The organism is Acinetobacter sp. C32I (assembly GCF_023702715.1).
Classification (GTDB): domain Bacteria; phylum Pseudomonadota; class Gammaproteobacteria; order Pseudomonadales; family Moraxellaceae; genus Acinetobacter.
The window spans coordinates 3,383,341-3,400,973 of the sequence record NZ_CP098480.1 but is presented as its reverse complement, the minus strand read 5'-3'; the positions used below and the strand labels follow the sequence as shown (position 1 = coordinate 3,400,973).

The 17,633-nt window shown below is 43.2% G+C and carries 17 protein-coding genes; 7 read left to right on the top strand and 10 right to left on the bottom strand.

Translation table 11 applies throughout. From position 1 onward, the window contains the following. Positions 1-15 precede the first annotated feature (15 nt). Genes NDN13_RS16235 through coaE form a run of 3 tightly spaced genes read left to right on the top strand, consistent with a single transcriptional unit; the run spans position 16 to position 2,715 of the window. The gene (locus tag NDN13_RS16235) at positions 16-1,242 is read left to right on the top strand and encodes a type II secretion system F family protein (protein ID WP_004656216.1); all 1,227 of its coding nucleotides are present in this window, start codon (positions 16-18) and stop codon (positions 1,240-1,242) included. A 5-nt stretch (positions 1,243-1,247) separates the two neighbouring features. Continuing rightward, positions 1,248-2,108 carry a prepilin peptidase gene (locus NDN13_RS16230; RefSeq protein ID WP_251116198.1) on the top strand — a complete coding sequence of 287 codons (861 nt, stop codon included), beginning with the start codon at positions 1,248-1,250 and terminating at the stop codon, positions 2,106-2,108. Position 2,109: 1 nt separating this feature from the next. Next, positions 2,110-2,715 carry a dephospho-CoA kinase gene (coaE, locus tag NDN13_RS16225; protein ID WP_251116197.1) on the top strand — a complete coding sequence of 202 codons (606 nt, stop codon included), beginning with the start codon at positions 2,110-2,112 and terminating at the stop codon, positions 2,713-2,715. Here coaE and NDN13_RS16220 read toward each other — a convergent pair. The 3 genes from NDN13_RS16220 to ppnP all read right to left on the bottom strand — a co-directional run bounded on the left by NDN13_RS16220 (position 2,712) and on the right by ppnP (position 4,918). Further along, a complete protein-coding gene (locus NDN13_RS16220) occupies positions 2,712-3,623 on the bottom strand; it encodes a DMT family transporter (RefSeq protein WP_251116196.1) in 912 nt (303 codons plus the stop codon). The two genes, coaE and NDN13_RS16220, sit on opposite strands and share 4 nt — an antisense overlap. A 29-nt stretch (positions 3,624-3,652) precedes the next feature. Continuing rightward, on the bottom strand, positions 3,653-4,399 hold the full coding sequence (rlmB, locus tag NDN13_RS16215) for a 23S rRNA (guanosine(2251)-2'-O)-methyltransferase RlmB (protein ID WP_065343633.1): 747 nt from the start codon (positions 4,397-4,399) through the stop codon (positions 3,653-3,655). Between the two features lie 192 nt (positions 4,400-4,591). Then, positions 4,592-4,918 (bottom strand): pyrimidine/purine nucleoside phosphorylase, encoded by a 327-nt coding sequence (gene ppnP / locus NDN13_RS16210; protein ID WP_004876475.1) that lies wholly within the window; start codon positions 4,916-4,918, stop codon positions 4,592-4,594. 398 nt (positions 4,919-5,316) lie between these two features. Here ppnP and recN point away from each other — a divergent pair, with 398 nt between their 5' ends. The 3 genes from recN (at position 5,317) to ruvX (ending at position 8,080) form a co-directional block, all read left to right on the top strand. Next, positions 5,317-6,975: a DNA repair protein RecN gene (gene recN, locus NDN13_RS16205; RefSeq protein WP_251116195.1), complete on the top strand. Its 1,659-nt coding sequence runs from the start codon at positions 5,317-5,319 to the stop codon at positions 6,973-6,975. Positions 6,976-7,089: 114 nt separating this feature from the next. Continuing rightward, positions 7,090-7,644 (top strand): YqgE/AlgH family protein, encoded by a 555-nt coding sequence (locus NDN13_RS16200; protein ID WP_004656229.1) that lies wholly within the window; start codon positions 7,090-7,092, stop codon positions 7,642-7,644. Next, a complete protein-coding gene (ruvX, locus tag NDN13_RS16195) occupies positions 7,637-8,080 on the top strand; it encodes a Holliday junction resolvase RuvX (RefSeq protein WP_251116194.1) in 444 nt (147 codons plus the stop codon). The genes NDN13_RS16200 and ruvX overlap by 8 nt, the downstream gene beginning before the upstream one ends. 55 nt (positions 8,081-8,135) lie before the next feature. On the opposite strand, the gene NDN13_RS16190 is transcribed toward ruvX, so the two are convergent. The 3 genes from NDN13_RS16190 to NDN13_RS16180 form a co-directional block, all read right to left on the bottom strand. Next, the gene (locus tag NDN13_RS16190) at positions 8,136-9,137 is read right to left on the bottom strand and encodes an HlyD family secretion protein (protein ID WP_251116193.1); all 1,002 of its coding nucleotides are present in this window, start codon (positions 9,135-9,137) and stop codon (positions 8,136-8,138) included. A gap of 71 nt (positions 9,138-9,208) precedes the next feature. Next, complete coding sequence (locus tag NDN13_RS16185; RefSeq protein WP_251116192.1) at positions 9,209-9,409, bottom strand: DUF1656 domain-containing protein; 201 nt, start codon at positions 9,407-9,409, stop codon at positions 9,209-9,211. Next, positions 9,402-11,495: an FUSC family protein gene (locus tag NDN13_RS16180; RefSeq protein WP_251118253.1), complete on the bottom strand. Its 2,094-nt coding sequence runs from the start codon at positions 11,493-11,495 to the stop codon at positions 9,402-9,404. The genes NDN13_RS16185 and NDN13_RS16180 overlap by 8 nt, the downstream gene beginning before the upstream one ends. 430 nt (positions 11,496-11,925) lie before the next feature. Here NDN13_RS16180 and NDN13_RS16175 point away from each other — a divergent pair, with 430 nt between their 5' ends. Beyond that, positions 11,926-12,705 (top strand): IclR family transcriptional regulator, encoded by a 780-nt coding sequence (locus NDN13_RS16175; RefSeq protein ID WP_251116191.1) that lies wholly within the window; start codon positions 11,926-11,928, stop codon positions 12,703-12,705. A 208-nt stretch (positions 12,706-12,913) separates the two neighbouring features. Here NDN13_RS16175 and NDN13_RS16170 read toward each other — a convergent pair whose 3' ends face one another. From NDN13_RS16170 to uvrC, 4 genes are all read right to left on the bottom strand, one after another. Next, positions 12,914-14,074 (bottom strand): hypothetical protein, encoded by a 1,161-nt coding sequence (locus tag NDN13_RS16170; RefSeq protein ID WP_251116190.1) that lies wholly within the window; start codon positions 14,072-14,074, stop codon positions 12,914-12,916. Positions 14,075-14,192: 118 nt separating this feature from the next. Beyond that, complete coding sequence (gene pgsA, locus NDN13_RS16165) at positions 14,193-14,780, bottom strand: CDP-diacylglycerol--glycerol-3-phosphate 3-phosphatidyltransferase (protein WP_010590272.1); 588 nt, start codon at positions 14,778-14,780, stop codon at positions 14,193-14,195. A 103-nt stretch (positions 14,781-14,883) separates the two neighbouring features. Next, entirely contained in the window at positions 14,884-15,681 is a 798-nt protein-coding gene (locus NDN13_RS16160; RefSeq protein ID WP_251118252.1) for a thioesterase family protein, read from the bottom strand. 104 nt (positions 15,682-15,785) lie between these two features. Continuing rightward, positions 15,786-17,585 (bottom strand): excinuclease ABC subunit UvrC, encoded by a 1,800-nt coding sequence (uvrC, locus tag NDN13_RS16155; protein WP_251116189.1) that lies wholly within the window; start codon positions 17,583-17,585, stop codon positions 15,786-15,788. Between the last annotated feature and the right edge of the window lie 48 nt (positions 17,586-17,633).

The following is a 17,633-nucleotide window of genomic DNA, read 5'->3' as shown; positions in this document are numbered from 1 at the left end:
AAAGGATTAATAATCATGGCAGCTAAAAAAGCGCAAATGATGCCAACTTTTGCTTATGAAGGGGTCGACCGGAAAGGGGCAAAAATTAAAGGGGAATTACCAGCACGTAATATGGCTTTGGCTAAAGTCACACTGCGTAAACAAGGGGTAACCATCAAGAATATTCGGGAAAAACGTAAAAATATTCTCGAAGGCTTAATGAAGAAAAAAGTCACCACACTAGATATCACCATCTTCACTCGCCAATTGGCGACGATGATGAAAGCAGGTGTCCCCTTAGTTCAAGGCTTTGAAATTGTGGCTGAAGGACTTGAAAACCCTGCTATGCGTGAAGTGGTACTGGGGATTAAAGGTGAGGTAGAAGGCGGTAATACTTTTGCTGGGGCCCTGAAAAAATATCCTCAATATTTTGATAACCTTTTTTGCTCTCTGGTGGAGTCTGGTGAACAATCTGGTGCACTTGAAACTATGCTGGATCGGGTCGCGATTTATAAAGAGAAGAGTGAATTACTGAAACAGAAAATTAAAAAAGCCATGAAATACCCAATCACAGTCGTTGTGGTGGCTGTGATTGTGACCATTATTTTGATGGTCAAAGTGGTTCCTGTCTTCCAAGATCTATTTAGCTCATTTGGTGCAGATCTGCCTGCATTTACTAAAATGGTGGTAGAAATGTCCAAATGGATGCAGGAATACTGGTTTATTCTGATTATTGTGATTGGCGCCATTATTGCATCTTTTCTTGAAGCAAAAAAACGGAGTAAAAAATTCCGCGACTTATTAGATAAAATGGCCCTTAAAGCACCCATCTTTGGAGATTTGGTCTATAAAGCGATTATTGCACGTTATAGTCGTACCCTAGCCACAACCTTTGCCGCTGGTGTTCCCCTGATTGATGCACTTGAATCAACTGCGGGAGCCACCAATAATGTCATTTATGAAGAAGCCGTGATGAAAATCCGTGAAGATGTCGCAACGGGTCAACAACTACAGTTTGCGATGCGTGTTTCAAACCGTTTCCCTTCGATGGCCATTCAGATGGTCGCGATTGGTGAAGAGTCAGGTGCTTTAGACAGTATGCTTGATAAAGTCGCGACACATTATGAAAATGAAGTGGACAATGCCGTTGATGGCTTAACCTCGATGATGGAACCTTTAATCATGGCAATTCTTGGTGTTTTAGTCGGTGGTCTAGTGATTGCCATGTACTTACCAATCTTCCAAATGGGTTCTGTGGTCTAATATTTATGCAACAATTTTTTTCTTACTTTATTGAAAACCCAACTGCACTTTATCTTGCAGTTGGGCTTTTTAGTTTATGCATCGGCAGTTTTTTAAATGTTGTTATTTTCCGCACCCCTCGCATGATGGAACAGGAATGGCAGCAAGAATGTCAAATGTTGTTACACCCAGAACAACCCATTATTGATCAGAGTAAACTAACCTTAAGCCAACCAGCCTCAACCTGTCCGAAATGTGACTCGCCAATTCGTTGGTATCAAAATATCCCCGTGATTAGCTGGTTAGTACTGCGTGGTAAATGTGGGACTTGCCAAAATCCAATTAGTATTCGCTATCCGTTCATTGAACTGTTGACCATGCTCTGCTCTTTGGTTGTTCTTGCCGTATTCGGTGCTACCATACAAATGCTATTTGGTTTAGTCCTTACGTGGGTATTGATTGCATTAACCTTTATTGATTTTGATACTCAACTGCTGCCTGACCGCTTTACCCTGCCCTTAGCTGCTTTAGGCCTCGGTATTAATAGCTATGCGATTTACACGACAGCGACCGCCGCAATTTGGGGTTATCTCATTGGTTTCCTCTGCCTCTGGATTGTGTACTACATCTTTAAATTAGTAACAGGCAAAGAAGGTATGGGCTATGGTGATTTCAAACTCCTCGCCGCCTTAGGCGCTTGGATGGGACCTCTCATGCTGCCGTTAATTGTGCTACTCTCGTCAATGCTGGGTGCGATCATTGGTATTATCTTGATAAAAGTGCGCGGTGAAAATCAGCCTTTTGCATTTGGCCCATATATCGCCATTGCAGGCTGGATTGCCTTTTTATGGGGTGATCAAATTATGAAAGTCTATCTAGGTGGTTAATATGCGTTTTATCTTGGGAGTCACAGGCGGTATTGGAAGTGGTAAATCTGCTGCGACCCAATGGTTTGAATCCCAAGGTATAATCGTAGTTGATGCAGATGTAGTAGCCCGAGAAGTGGTTGAACCCGGCCAACCAGCTTTGAAGTCGATTCAAGACGCTTTTGGTGACTGGGTATTATTAGCCGATGGCAGCCTTGACCGTCGTGCCCTGCGTGAACACATTTTTCAATTTCCAGAAGCACGCCAAAGCTTAGAAAAAATTACCCATCCGGCCATCCGTCAGTCCATTATTCAACAATTACAACACGCCGAAAGCCCATATGTGATCTTGGTTTCGCCCCTACTTTTTGAAACCAATCAGCATGAACTAGCTCAGCGTACCTTATTGGTCGATGCGGATGAGCAAACACAACTAGAACGTGCCAGCCAACGGGATGGTCAAAGTGAAGAGCAAATCCGAAAGATTATTGCAGCACAAATGTCGCGTGCCCAAAAACAGCAATTAGCAGATGATATTGTCCTCAATGATGGTCTGTTAGAACACTTACACCAACAACTCAAACCACTGCATTTCAGTTACTTACAGCGTGCAGAACACAGTAGTTAACCTTGTTTTTGTTTTTCTAATTGTACGCTCAAGCGATCTTTACGTCGCCATCGCCATGGCTGCAAAGCACCAATTCCCATCCCGATCAAGCCACAAACAATCGCAGCATTGAGTGGCTCATTCAATAACGGTACAGCCACCACGGCCGCAATAAACGGTGCCAAGGTCACAATACTGCCTGTCTTAAATGCCCCCAATCGTTCAATCGCTGCCACATAGCTTAAAGTGGCTACAATTACCACCAAGATGCCATGAAACAGCCCTTGAATCAGCAGATGGATCGGTGCAGCATCTTGAAAATGCTTGGGAATAAATAAAATATAAATCGGTAAATAAATGATTGCAGACCAAATCACCACGCCAGCAGTTGCATGCCATGCAGACAGTTTCCATTGCTTCAACAGGACCGTGAAAATCCCCCACCATATTGCACTGATAAAAAGCAGTAGATCTCCAATACCCAATGCAGAAGCTTGCTGATGTAGCATCAAATAGCTCATCAACATCAAAGCTGCCATCATAATTAATAGACTGAACCAAGTGTGTTGATCAAAAGGCTGCCTAAACAATAGATAAGCCACTACAGCAGTACACAAAGGAATACAACCATTGAGAAAAATAGCAGCATGCGCTGCAGGCGCATGTAAAAAGGCGGTATAGACTGTTAAACAGTAAATCAAACCGCCTATAAGCGCCAAAATCACAGGATGTGGATGCCATAAAAAGGCAAAATCTTTTTTATAAATCAAGACAGGTAATAGAATCAGAGAAGCGATTGCAAAACGCATGGCGACCAGATCCCAGACACTGACATGCCAATGCGCATTGAGACGGGAAAAAATGGTAAATCCGCCCCAAATACACATGGTAATAAAAACAAAAAAATAGCCTTGTGTACGCGCTGTCATTTTAAATCACATAAACCGTGAGGACTGAATTATACACCACGCTGACGGCAAGCTTCATAAAGCGCCATTCCAGTTGCCACGCTGACATTCAAGCTTTGTAAATCACCTGACATTGGAATATAAACGGTATGATCACATTGTGACTGGGTAATCGGTCTTAAACCAGTATCTTCTGCCCCCATCACGATTACCACAGGTCCATTGAAATCACATTGATGAATCGGCAAAGCCTTTTCATCCAACATGGTTCCAATCACACGGGTATGGGTGCTGTCTTTTAAATGCGCTAGGGTTCGAGCAAGATTGGTGACTTGAATAAATTTGACTTTTTCAGCACCACCTGCAGCCACCTTACGTGCGGTCGGGGTTAAACTTGCCGAACGATCACGCGGTACAATCACGGCTTGAACGCCCATCGCAGCCGCAGTACGAATACATGCGCCCAAATTATGCGGGTCTGTCACTTGATCAAGTGCCAACAACAATGCATCTGGAGATTGCTGCATCAACTCATCTAGATCTTTTTCATTGAGAGTCGGATGTGGGCGCACAGCAGCCACCACACCTTGATGAAACGGCAAGCCTGCAAGCTTCTCTAAACTGTCACGACTGGCTTTTTGAACACTAATTCCAAACGGTTCAGCCAATTGCAAAATTTTTTGCAAACGCTGATCATCACGTCCTTTCAAGGTAAATAAAGTCAAAACGCGTTCAGGCTCTAACTCCAACAATGACTCTACTGAATGAACGCCATAATAATATTCAGGTTTTGCCATGAACGACCTCTTGCTGTATTCCCAGATAAAGAAGGAAAATTAGGGGGATTTTAAAAAATAAAAATCCTGTAAAGGAACTTTACAGGTGAGGAGCTGTTATAGCTCCGCAAGGGAACTTAATAAAAAATCCTGCAAAATGACTTTTACAGGATTTCCATTAAATCTAGTGTACTCGATTTAGACAGGAATAGGTTAGCCTTCTAAATGGCAGACATAATCAAGCACTTCGTCTGCTTCAATAAGAAAGGTACTATTTCCTGGCACATAGAACGATTGGCCCGCACGGAATAATTCACTTTCAGTGCTATCTGCAATTTTGACGCGACATTCACCAGAAATAATTTCCATACGTTCTGGAACATGTGTTTCGAAAGTTAAAGGCTGTTCAGTAGGTAAAATAACCCCTAAAGTCTTTTTTGTACCATCTTCAAATTGTACTGTATGGCTAATACATGCCCCACCAAAATACACATTCGATTTCTTAATGACCGTTACATGATCAAATTGCACTGAACTCATGCGTACTCTCCAAATAATGCCGCATTTATATTAGGTTATGCTGGACGTAGTTTAATTGTGCCGTGACAACTAATCAATCCATTTTCTAGGCTAAACATAGCAATTTTCATACCTGAGCCCAGATTAACAAAGCAACGCTTTGTCTGGGCGCGAGACGAGTAGCTCTGCTACGAGTGACGAGGATTAACAAAACATGAGAAGCATCGCTTCGTAAAGTCCGAGCGCAAGTCGAACAGCTATGCTGCGAGTGGCGAGGAAAAACAAAGCGAAATACTCTCTTAAGCTTACAAACTATCAGCAATTCCTCAGTAAATCAGGAAAATCCTGTCTTCCACTCTTGTCGTCACTTTAAAACTTCTCTATCTTTAAGCAAAAGATTCCGTGCATTGGATGCGTTTATGCTCACCCATTTAACTTTAATTAATTTTGCACTCGCTGACCATTTGGCTTTAGATATTGAACAAGGCTTCAATGTGCTGACTGGTGAAACTGGCGCAGGCAAATCATTATTGTTAGATGCGCTTTCTGCCTGCTTAGGTGAACGAACCGATACCAATTATGTGCGTTATGGTGCAGATAAAGCCGATGTCACCGCCGTGTTTAGCTATCAAGCTGAAAGTGCGGAAGCGCACTGGCTCACCGAACATGAACTGGATGATGATTCAGGTGAAATCCATTTAAGGCGTGTGATTTTCGCCACAGGTCGCAGCAAGGCATGGATTAATGGCCGCCCAAGCAGCTTGGCAGAACTCAAAGAAATCGGACGTTTACTGGTTCAACTCTATAGCCAGCACAGCCAGCAACAATTACTCGAACCGCCTTATCCTAAACATTGGCTGGATCGTTATCATAATTTTGCCGAACCTTCGCAAGCAGTCCGTGATGCCTATAGCACATGGCAACGAAATATTCGTCAACATCAAGCCGCTTTAGATGCGCAAGCGACCCGCATTCAAAAAATACAAAGCCTAGAATCTCAAATAGAAGAGCTTGAAGAGGTTGTTCAAACCGATTATCGTGAAACAGAACAAGAATTTGATCGTCTCAGCCACCATGAACATATCATGCAGGACTGTAGTTATAGCCTCAATGTCTTGGATGAAGCAGAACAGAATATTACCCAAGAAGTTGCTTCGATCATTCGCCGCCTAGAATCGCATGCGGGTCGTAGCGAGCAGTTAGCCAATATTTATAACTCTTTGTTAAATGCACAAAGCGAAATTGATGATGCAACGGCGAGTTTACGCCAGTTTATCGATCGTCAAAGTTTTGACCCAGAGCGCATGGAACAACTGAATGCCACCCTCGAAGTCTTTCATCGTCTGGCACGTAAACATCGCACCCAACCTGAATTACTCAAGCAAGACTATGAAACTTGGCAGCAGGAATTAGAACAACTGCATCAACTGGAAGACCCTGAAACCTTGGCTGAGCAAGTTGAAGTATCCTATCAGGCCTTTCTAGATGCAGCACAGCATTTGGATGACATCCGTCGTGCTGCCGCGATTCCCTTGGCAAAACAACTGACCGAGCAAGTCAAACCACTGGCCCTACCCGAAGCACATTTTGAATTTAAATTTGAGCCACAGGAACCCAATGCCGAAGGGCTGAGCTTTATTCAGCTATTATTTACCGCAAATAAAGGGATTCCACCGCAGCCACTAGCACGGGTTGCCTCGGGTGGTGAGTTATCCCGTATCGCGTTGGTGATGCAAGTGATGAATGCGGAGAAAACCGAATCTGAAGTGTTGGTGTTCGATGAAATTGATGTCGGCATCAGTGGTGGCACCGCTGAAGTGGTGGGCCGATTACTGGCTGATCTGGCTCAGCATGTACAACTCCTCTGTATTACCCACCAAGCCCAAGTTGCTGGACAGTCGGACCAACATTTATTGGTGAAAAAACAGCAAAGCGATCCTGCCAGCAGTACCATCATCGAACTGGATGAAGAACAACGCATTTTAGAATTGGCACGTATGTCTGGTGGGGTTGAAATTAGTGAAACCACTTTGCAGCATGCACGTCAACTACGTCAGCTTAAGTTCCAAACGGCCTAATTAAAGCGATAAAATTTCAGAAAAAGATTGGCGAAATCCGATTAACTCTTGTATGTTGATAAAAAGAACCTATCTAACTAGATCAGCACAATACATTGATGGAGAATCGCCTAGGTGACGAAACAATACTTAACTCACCGTTGTCTCATCGCTCCACCAGACATGGCAGATGACTTTTTTGCCAACACAGTCATCTATATTGCTCGCCATGACGAAGATGGCGCTCAGGGCATTATTATCAACCGTCCTTCAGATTTACAAATCAAAGAATTACTTAATGATTTAGAAATTGATGCCGACAATGTCCATCCCCATGCAGTGTTGCAAGGTGGCCCATTACGTCCAGAAGCAGGCTTTGTATTGCATACAGGTCAGCCGACTTGGCACTCATCCATTGCCGTTGGTGAAAATGTCTGTATTACCACCAGTAAAGATATTTTGGATGCAATTGCACATAACGAAGGTGTAGGACGCTATCAAATCGCCTTGGGCTATGCCAGTTGGAGTAAGAACCAACTTGAAGAAGAGATTGCACGGGGTGATTGGCTGATCTGTGAATCAGATATGGATTTGATTTTTAATCTGCCTTATCACGATCGTTGGGATGCCGCTTACAAAAAGATTGGAGTAGACCGGACTTGGTTTGCTTCTGAGATTGGTCATGCCTGATATGCAAAGCGCTCAATCGATTATGGCTTTTGATTTTGGTACTCAGAAAATGGGAATGGCAATAGGCCAATCCACAATTGAAAGTAGCAATCCCCTGCCATTATTCCCGATGAAAGATGGTATTCCAGACTGGGATAAGTTATTAAAGATTGTCAAAGAATGGCAACCGAATCTATTTATCGTGGGCTTACCACTGAATATGGATGATAGTGAATCGGAACTGTCTGCCCGGGCGCGAAAATTTGCCCGTCGTTTACGTCATCAAACCAATATTGAAACTTGGATGATGGATGAACGGTTGACCACACGTGAAGCCAGAGAGGAACTGGAGTCTTATCAAAGTAAAGGACAGGCAAAGCGCTTATCGGCAGATAGCTTTGCAGCGGCACTCTTGATTCAAAGTTGGTATCGCGATCCTACGGGGATTTTGCCTTAACTCAATCGCATGACAATTTTTCAGTATTGCGGCATCCGTGCCGCCCAGTACAACATCATTTTTCAATAATTCTGACAGTGGCCGTACGTCCAGAAACAAAGGCCAACGGATTTTGCGGTTGCTCATCCAATACAATTTTCACAGGCACACGTTGCGCCAAACGCACCCAACTAAAGGTTGGATTCACATTGGCCAATAAATTCGAGCTGCCAGAACGCTCACGATCTTCAATCCCTGTTGCAATACCTTGCACATGACCACGAATGCGTTGTTTATCTCCCATCAACTGTACCGTTGCGGCATCACCCACATGAATACGGTTCAGTTTAGTCTCTTCAAAATAACCGACGACATAGAGCTGATGACGGTCTAATAAAGCAGCAACCGCTTGCCCCACCTTCACATAATTTCCCACCCGTAAGTCAAAGTTCGACAAGGTGCCATCCGCAGGTGCAACCACTTCAGAACGATTAAGATTCAACTCAGCCAAATGAAGATTACTGGTCGCGACATCAATTAATGCTTGCTGCTGTTGAATGGCGGCATTGGCTTGCTCAATACTGGCCGTGAGCTGCTCACGCTCAGCAATAGCTTGATCGCGGGTCGCAAAGACCTGATCTTGCTCTTGTTTAGAAATCGCACCATCCATCAAGCTGGCATAACGCGCTGCATTTTTCTCAGCCAGTTTCATATTGGCTTCAGTTTTCACCAAACTCGCTTTCGAACCTGCTAAATTGGCATGTGCCTGTGCCAAACCTGCTTTGGCTTTGGCGAGGTCAGATTTGGCTTGTTCAACATCCAAGGCTTGGCGTGCGACATCAATCTTGAACAACACTTGCCCTTTCTTCACAGTTTGGTTGTCTTGTACCAAGACCTCTGTCACCAAGCCATTCACATCGGAAGCGACCTGAATCACATCACCACGGATACGCCCATCCCGTGTCCATGGTGCAGCATTGTAATAATTCCATAAATGCACAATGGTATAAACGGCAATCAAAACCGCAACCAGCAATACCATAGGACGTATGACTTTTCGCACATCAAATGCATTCATGTTTATGACCTCGACCACATTTCTTTACATCATTAAATTTTAGCATCAGCATCTCGTCAAAGACCTCAGACCTATAGCCAAACAAAGAGGCAATGCACCAATAACATCAAACCCAAGTAAAAACACAGGTTAAAAATACTAGGCAGCGCAATCCAGCCTTTGATGACCAAGCGATCAATCAAGGGACTGAGTAACTTAAACAGCACATAGGCAATAATGGCTTGTACCAGAAGGATTGGGATATAAATCCCATACAGATTCATTTCACCCATGAGATACCCCTAAACCAGATTTATCCGCATCTATCTCTTGTACAGAGACATGACCAATGCTTTCACAAATATTATTCAGTGAAATGCGTAACCGCTGCCTTAACTGCACATCTTCAATCTGTTGAGAGATGTCTTGCAAAGCTTTAATTTGTTGAACAATTTGTGCAGGGAAATGACGAATGGACAGTTGCTTTTCCTGTGCTTGAAAATAGGCTGCAAGCTGTTGCTGTAACTGTTCCAATTCATGTTGTAGTTGCTGTAATTGCGGTAACTTCTGACTAATTTCCTGTAAACGGACTAAATCAACAATCGAACTACTTTCAACCAATGCATTTTGAATCGCTGTTTTTACCTCAGGGTTCTGCACCATCTTGGTATTTAATACCCCAACACGGTCGAGCATACTGCGTAAATGAATTTTAAAATCACTGCCATAAGACAAATGCAAGGCTTGGCGCATTGCCTGATAATGCAAAGCTAAAATTCGCGTCGCACTGGTATCTGGTGAAACCGCTCGCACCAAATCAATCACAATCAGGGACACCAAAACGCCTAACACCATCGCAAAGGAACTATCCAGATAAGACACGGCATCCATGGTGTATTTGTTGTGTAGGTTCAGCCCCATCATGGTATTGATCCCCAGTACCATTCCTACAGGCATCAGCATTTGATTGGCCATCATGGTGACCGCAACCAGAAATACAGGAAATAGCACCAATGCCAATTGCCAGAAATGAATGATATGCGGGAAGATCCCAAAAGCATAGATGAAAACTAAACCCGCAGAGACAATACTGCCCCAAATAAAAATACGTAATACAGGTACAGGATTATCCAAGGCCGTTAAGATACAGGCCGTAATCGCACCCATCTGCGCCATCATAAAGCCCGCTTTCCAACCCGAAAGAATCCAAGCAGCGGTCACAATAAAAGTAATCAACACCGCACTGATGCCACCACGAACGGCAATGCCATGATCCCGATGCAAACTCGGATACTTGGTGGTGATGGCCGTAATTTCAGTTGGAATCTCTTTATTACCTTGCTGAATCTGCTGCCAAATCAATTTCACCGCCAGCATATTGGCAATAAAATGGCGCACATCCATCTTCAAGGCACCCAATACAATTTGCTGTTCAGCTGTGGCTTGTGCAATCAGCTCGGCAAAATCTTCTTCGAATCTGATGGGTAAACGCTGCAAATCACTGGGCTGGACAGTACGTTCTTGCTTTAAAAAAGCCAATGTATCTTGACGGATACGATTTAAATGCGGTCTAAGATTACTCAGTTGCATTTGTTCCAGTTGCTTCACCCGTTGCGATAAAGCCACCAGATTGGCCACTACCAAAGACACCTGATGCAGCATTTCCTGCAAGGTTTTGGTCATGCCCTTTAGCTCACCCTTTTCATAAGCCAGATGTACCGCCAAGGCATGAATATCTGCGGTATCACGGGTAATCACAGATAAAATCTGCGTATTGTTTTCTGGTGTTTCCTGATCGGTAATTAGCTTCTCAAAAGTACTTTCCAGATCATTCAGGGTTTTATTGACCCGTTGTTTAATCATGGCCCCAACATGCACAGGGAAAAAGGTTGCTGAAACCACGGCGGTTGAAATCACCCCCACAGAAATCTCAAGCACACGTGCCAAAGCAATATCAAAAATATTATAGGTATCAATATAGGTAATCGCGTTATACACAATCATGGCGGTTGAATAACCCGCTAGCATGAATACATAGCTTCGTGGTGTCCGATCAAGTAAAGAGACGTAGAGTGCAAAGCCCACCCACAAGGACAAAATAATGGTAAACAGCCAAGGGGTATTAATAAAATGGGGGGTCAGAAACAAGGCAATCATAGCCCCTGCAACCGTTCCCACCAAGCGATAGACACATTTTGAAGACACCATCCCCGAATAGGGACTGGCAATAATCAACACCGTACCAATCGACCACATCGGATTAATCAAATCCAATTCAAACGAAATAAACAGTGCCAGCATGCCTGCTACAAATGTTTTGCAGGCAAAGATGAGGTCAAGTCGACTCGGTCTAAAAGCCAACAGCTGTTTAAATAGCATGGGTATGTCTCGGTTCAGCGTCAGTTTAATCACGCATATCATCACTAAAAAAGTGACAAGCTCTCCAGACTGATTTGAAACTATTCAGATCAGGGCAAGTGCGATGAGTGAAACTGGATATAAGGAGTGATCTGCAAGACTTAGCATTTTTAGGCGTTTTCAGCTAAAAATAATTATCCACATAAGACATTGCGTAGCTTATTTTTTCAAAATCGAGTAAATTAGTCAATATAAATTATCACCATTTGATAATTTTTCATTTTAATTTAAAATAATCACAATAAAATCTATCATTTTTCTCAGTATTTATCCTAAACGATTGATCCTGGATGATCAGATTTAAAAGTAAATACACGACCTTTCGCTTTTCTGTTATAAAGCAATAAAAGTTCGGTTTTCACGTTATTTTGTAAGGAGTAGGCGTCCCATCATGGCAATTTCGAGTTTTGGTAAAATTCTTACTGTGCTGGATTTATTTTCAGTTTCACGTCCGATTATCAATGTCGATATCATTTGTGATGAGCTTGCGCTATCCAAACCTACCGCCTATCGTTATCTCAAAGAACTGGTTTCGACGGACATCTTAAAACGGATTAGTGGCACATCAGGTGACTATACACTTGGCTCTAAAATTGCGGTTTTAGATTATATTTCCCACAGCACTGATCCACTGATTCAAATCAGCATTCCCTTTATGCGCGATATCGTGGAACGTACCGAACTGTGCTGCTTATTAACCTATTTAAATCATGATTATTGTATCGACCTACATCATGAAACTTTCAAAGATGCTGAACTGCTCTCTTTTGGCCGAGGTTGTCCACGACCCGTCTATGTCGGTGCTTCGCCTAAGATCGTGATTGCACACTTAACCAAACAACGCATTCAAGCCTATTATCAGCAGTTTTCGAAAGAATTGGCACAAGTCGGATTTGCACAAACTCAAGATGAGTTTATTCAACAGATGCGAAAAATCAAAAAACAAGGATTCTACTTATCCCAAGGTGAAATCGATCCTCAACTGTGCAGTTTGTCTGTACCGATCCGTTTCTCCAGTAAAGAAGCACCGATTGCGCTCACATTAGTGGCATCCAAGAATCGTTTTGACTTCATCAACATTCAAAAGTTAATTGAAATCTTGCAGAATAATGCGGCGCAAATTGAACATAAATTTGCAACACTGTCTGAGAGCCAAGGCAACCCAATTTGAGAATATTAAAAAACATTTACATTTTACACGGTTGTAAATCCCATCAAATTCTCATATGATGATTATGTTCTTCAGCATACTCTCCCAAAAGAGCATGACTTTCCTCAGAGAACTAAGCTCATCGTTGTATGGGCTTTTTTCTTGTCTAGCCATTCATCAGGCAATAAAAAAGCCCTCTAAAGAGAAGGCTTCTAGCATTAAAAATGTATCAACATATAATTTTTTGAATCAGCTTGGCTTCTACTAGCATCTGCTCAGTCTGATCCGCCGCGATAGACACCAAGTGCTTTCCATTTGAATAAAGCACTGAACCCTGAGTATTTAAGCGATAACCCAGTACACCGCGCTTGAATACTTTTTGCTCCCCGGTGCTTGAACACTGGATTAGCTCCCAGCTGCGTGGAATAACGCCAGCAAATTTTTCTCCTGCACTTTGATTTTGCTGCAATGCCTTTTGTGCCTTGATCAAATTTCCTTCCACAAATAGTTCTTCTTCTGACTTTTGTCTCGATTTCGCAGGGTTACTGCCAGAGGTTGACTTCAAGGATTCACCAGTATAACGCTGGGTAAAGAAATCCAACCAACCAAACACGGCCCGAATAATTTTAAATGGCGCAAATATGATATCTTTCAAAGAATTACCACTATAATTTTGATTCTTATAAGGTCGCTTCAAAAAATACAACTGCCCTGCTGCATCCATTTGCGGTTTGTAGCAATCATAACGAGGGTCGGCAATAATCGTTTCCAAGTCACCTGTTTTCAGATTTAAACGACACACTTCTCTCGGCCCAACACTGATACCGCCCTGTTGATCATAGGCAAAACCACAACTATCGTAATAAATAATATCGGGATTTTGTGGATCAAAACATGGATGCTGATCCTGACAATCACCTTCCGTAATATATTGAATCCGATTGGAATCTAAACCTAAAATACATAAATGGCGTTCATAAGCATAACCAGAGCTAGCCGATAAAATCAGCCTTTTATGCTGCGCATCATAATCCATGTGGTGAATAATAAATTCATTATTTCTTAACACCAACGCTTCGGGTTGTTGTAAGTCCAAGAGTGATTTGATGTAAATCGCACAACCATCCTGCAATTGTGCTGCATAAATCACATGTTGATCATCCATTAAAACCGCATCAACAGGATGAACATGTGCCAACTCATCTTGCTCACTAGAATTCGTGATGCCCATGAATTGTGCCCCCGTGCCCGAGGTTTTCCATTGCTTGCGCTGCTTGATCTCTTGTAAATTTTTCTTGTACTGACTCACCGCATGACAATCAATCGTTTGTGCTTTTTGGCCTTGCAATTGATGTAAGACTTGCTCAGATAAATATAATACTGATGACATTGATGTATGTTCCCAACTTATCGTTTTAAGCACTCACCCTTGCCCAATCAAGCAGCGTGAGTGCTGTTCTTCTCTCATTTTTTTATTTAAATTTGCAGCAACTAGATGGACTTCAATTCTAAGGCTGTTTCAAATACGGCCAAGCAGCTTTCATATAAATAAACATCGACCATAGCGTTAGAATCACCGCCGCATACAGTAAGGCATAGGCCCAAATTTCCAACGGTTTCCAATTCAATAAGAACACGCTAATTGCGATCATTTGAAAAGCTGTTTTATATTTACCCACAGTCGACACCGCCACACTGGTACGTGCACCTAATTCTGCCATCCACTCACGGAGTGCAGAAACAGTAATCTCGCGGGAAATAATCACAATTGCAGCAAAGGCCATTGAAATCGTCGGTTGCCATTGCACCAACACAATCAGTGCAGCTGCAACCATCAATTTGTCTGCAACAGGATCAAGAAAACGTCCAAAAGCAGAGGTTTGATTCAGTGTTCTTGCCAAATAGCCATCAAACCAATCGGTCACTGCTGCAAGCACAAAAATTGCAGTCAGTACCATATGGCGCATCATTCCCCCATGATGCTCGGCAATTCCAATTGCTGGTGGCCAATATGCGATGGCCAAAAACACAGGAATAAGGGCGATACGTGCCAAAGTTAAAATATTGGGAATGTTCAGGATTTGCCCTGTACTCATAAACACCGCCATGTTGTTTGCACTAAATATGCATGTTGCACAAAGGATGTGCTGAGATTATCCATGTGTAAGCAACTTTATACGAAATGCACCGCAGTGTCGACTAGGCAAAAACGGCAACTGTCTGTCTAAGCACCGCAATTAAACGGTTTTCAGCGTCCCAAACATAGGCATATTCAGTGGAATAGCCATGTTCTGCATATTCGGTAATCACTTTATATTTTAGCCACTCTTGAATTTGACCGTTAACCGGTTGCAAATAGGTAATATGCCAAGTTAATGAACTCGCAGGTGCAGGCGTCTTAAACATGGGCAATACCCCAGGTGGCCAGACGTCCATTAAGGCAAATAGATCCGCCAATTGCATATCACGATTGCTGTGCAAACTTGGTGCAAATCGCCCCCAACCGCCAAAGTCAGGCACTTTACTGCCAGCCATTGGATAATGTCCTTCGGCCCAACACAATTCAAACTGCTGTAAACACTCTGGCATTAAACCTTCGATATAAAAGGTTTTATCCAGTTGTTCAGCTGTTGGATAATCAGGCACTTGGGGCAAATTCTGGACATGAATACGAGATTCACGTTGTAGGCCAAAACTGGCCACCAAAATACTTTGTACCGCATCATCCTGCCAGAGTCGGATTTCCAGCGTTGTGACTGATTTTCCTTCTCGCAATATCTCGGCACTGAGTCTGGCCTGTCCTTGTTGTACAGGACCGACAAAGGTGATGTTACAGCTTAGCAGTTGCTTTGCTGGATCTTGTACCGTACTCAGCGCCTTTTGGATCAGCAATCCAGCAATCAAACCGCCAAATACGGTACGACCTTGTAACCAACCGGATGGAATATCAATCCATTCCTGTTGTTCAACCTGTTGATAGAGCGAAAGTAAGGACATCATTTTTCCTTCATCATCGAAACACCCTATCTTTCAATGTTTTTCGCCATTTGTGAATGATCGTTTACACCGCAATAGGGGGAAGATTGTGTCAATCGGTCAAATTATTCATGCAAAATTTTATAAATGGTTCTGGCCATGACCTCACCCAGTCCTGGAACCAAAGTCAGTTCATTTTCCGATGCTTTCAACACCCCTTGTATACCACCAAAATGAGTCAAAAGATCACGACGACGCTTAGGCCCCAATCCTGGAATTGCTTCTAAGACTGAGCTACTACGGCGCTTATCGCGCTTGGCACGGTGTTTGGTAATGGCAAAACGATGTGCTTCATCACGGACCTGCTGAATCAAATGCAAGGCTTTATGATCTTCTGGCAATTGAATCTTGGTACCATCGGTAAAATGCAGCGTCTCTAGTCCAGGCTTACGCCCTTCCCCTTTAGAGACACCGATCATAAAGGCATCCAGCTCAAGTTCCTGCATCACTTCCATTGCCATATGTAATTGTCCTTTACCACCATCAATCAACAGCAGGTCAGGTAACATATTCTTTTTATAGCGGCGGGTGAGTGCTTGACGCATCGCAGCATAGTCATCTCCCCCAGTAATATCCTGAATGGCAAATTGGCGATAATCACGTTTTCTTGCACCCCCCTGATCAAACACCACACAGGATGCAATCGGCGCTTCACCCATGGTATGACTGATATCAAAACATTCAATCCGGTCAATCGGTCGGCCCACCACCTGTTCAAGCTGATGAAAGCGTTCATTGAGTTCCAGATGATTGCTGAGTTTACCTTTAATGGCATGTTGCACATTCATTTGTGCCAGTTCCAACCATTCAGCACGGGTTTCCCGCACCTTATGCTTGATCTGAACCTTTTTATTAAAGGTCTGCTGCAAGGCTTCTTCCAGCTGCTGTTGGTCGGGTACATTGACATTCACGATCAGCTCGGTCGGCACTTCATCGGCAACTTGGAAGTAGAAGTTCGCCATAAAGTCACTGAGCATCTGGCCCAAATCATCCCCTAACATATCAGGGAAATAACTTTTCCCGCCCAGCATTCGTCCATTCCGCACATACATAATCTGGACGCAGGTCACGCCTGCTTGGTAGGCAATTGCCAGAATATCGGCCTCACCCTTAATCTTGAATACCGCTTGTTGTGCCTGTACTTCACGAAGCAAAGCCAAACGATCGCGATAGAACACTGCCTTTTCAAACTCCAGCGCTTCAGCCGCCTGTTCCATTTTTCCAATCAGCTCTTGATTCAGCTCTTTGGTATCTCCTTGTAAGAATCTGATCGAGTTATCTACATCTTCTTTATATTCTTCAGGACTAATCAGGCCAACACAAGGTGCGGTACAGCGTTTGATCTGATATTGCAGACATGGACGTTTGCGCTGTGAAAAATAGCTATTCTCACATTGGCGTACATTAAATAGCTTCTGTAACACCAATAAAGTATCGCGCGCGCTATAAGCACTTGGGTACGGCCCAAAAAACTTACCAATTTGATGCTTACCCTTACCTCGCCCACTGGCAATCCGAGGATAGGGCTTGTCTGAGGAAACAAAGATATAGACGTAGGATTTGTCATCCCGCAGCATAATGTTGTAAGGCGGACGGTGCAGCTTAATCAGGTTTTGCTCAAGCAATAGCGCTTCTGTTTCGGAACGCACCACCAAGCTTTCAATATCATAAATACGGGCAACCAAGGCCTGCGTTTTCGGATGCTCTATGGTTTTTACAAAATAGCTCGACACACGATTCTTTAGATTTTTGGCTTTACCGACATACAGTAACTCTCCATCTTTACCCAGCATTTTATAAACGCCAGGTAACTGAGTCATATGCGCCAGTATTTTTTCAATGTGTTCTCGAGCGTTTGGGTTCACGACATGCCTATTCTCTCTATTTACATCACATGATGTGATGTTTGCTCA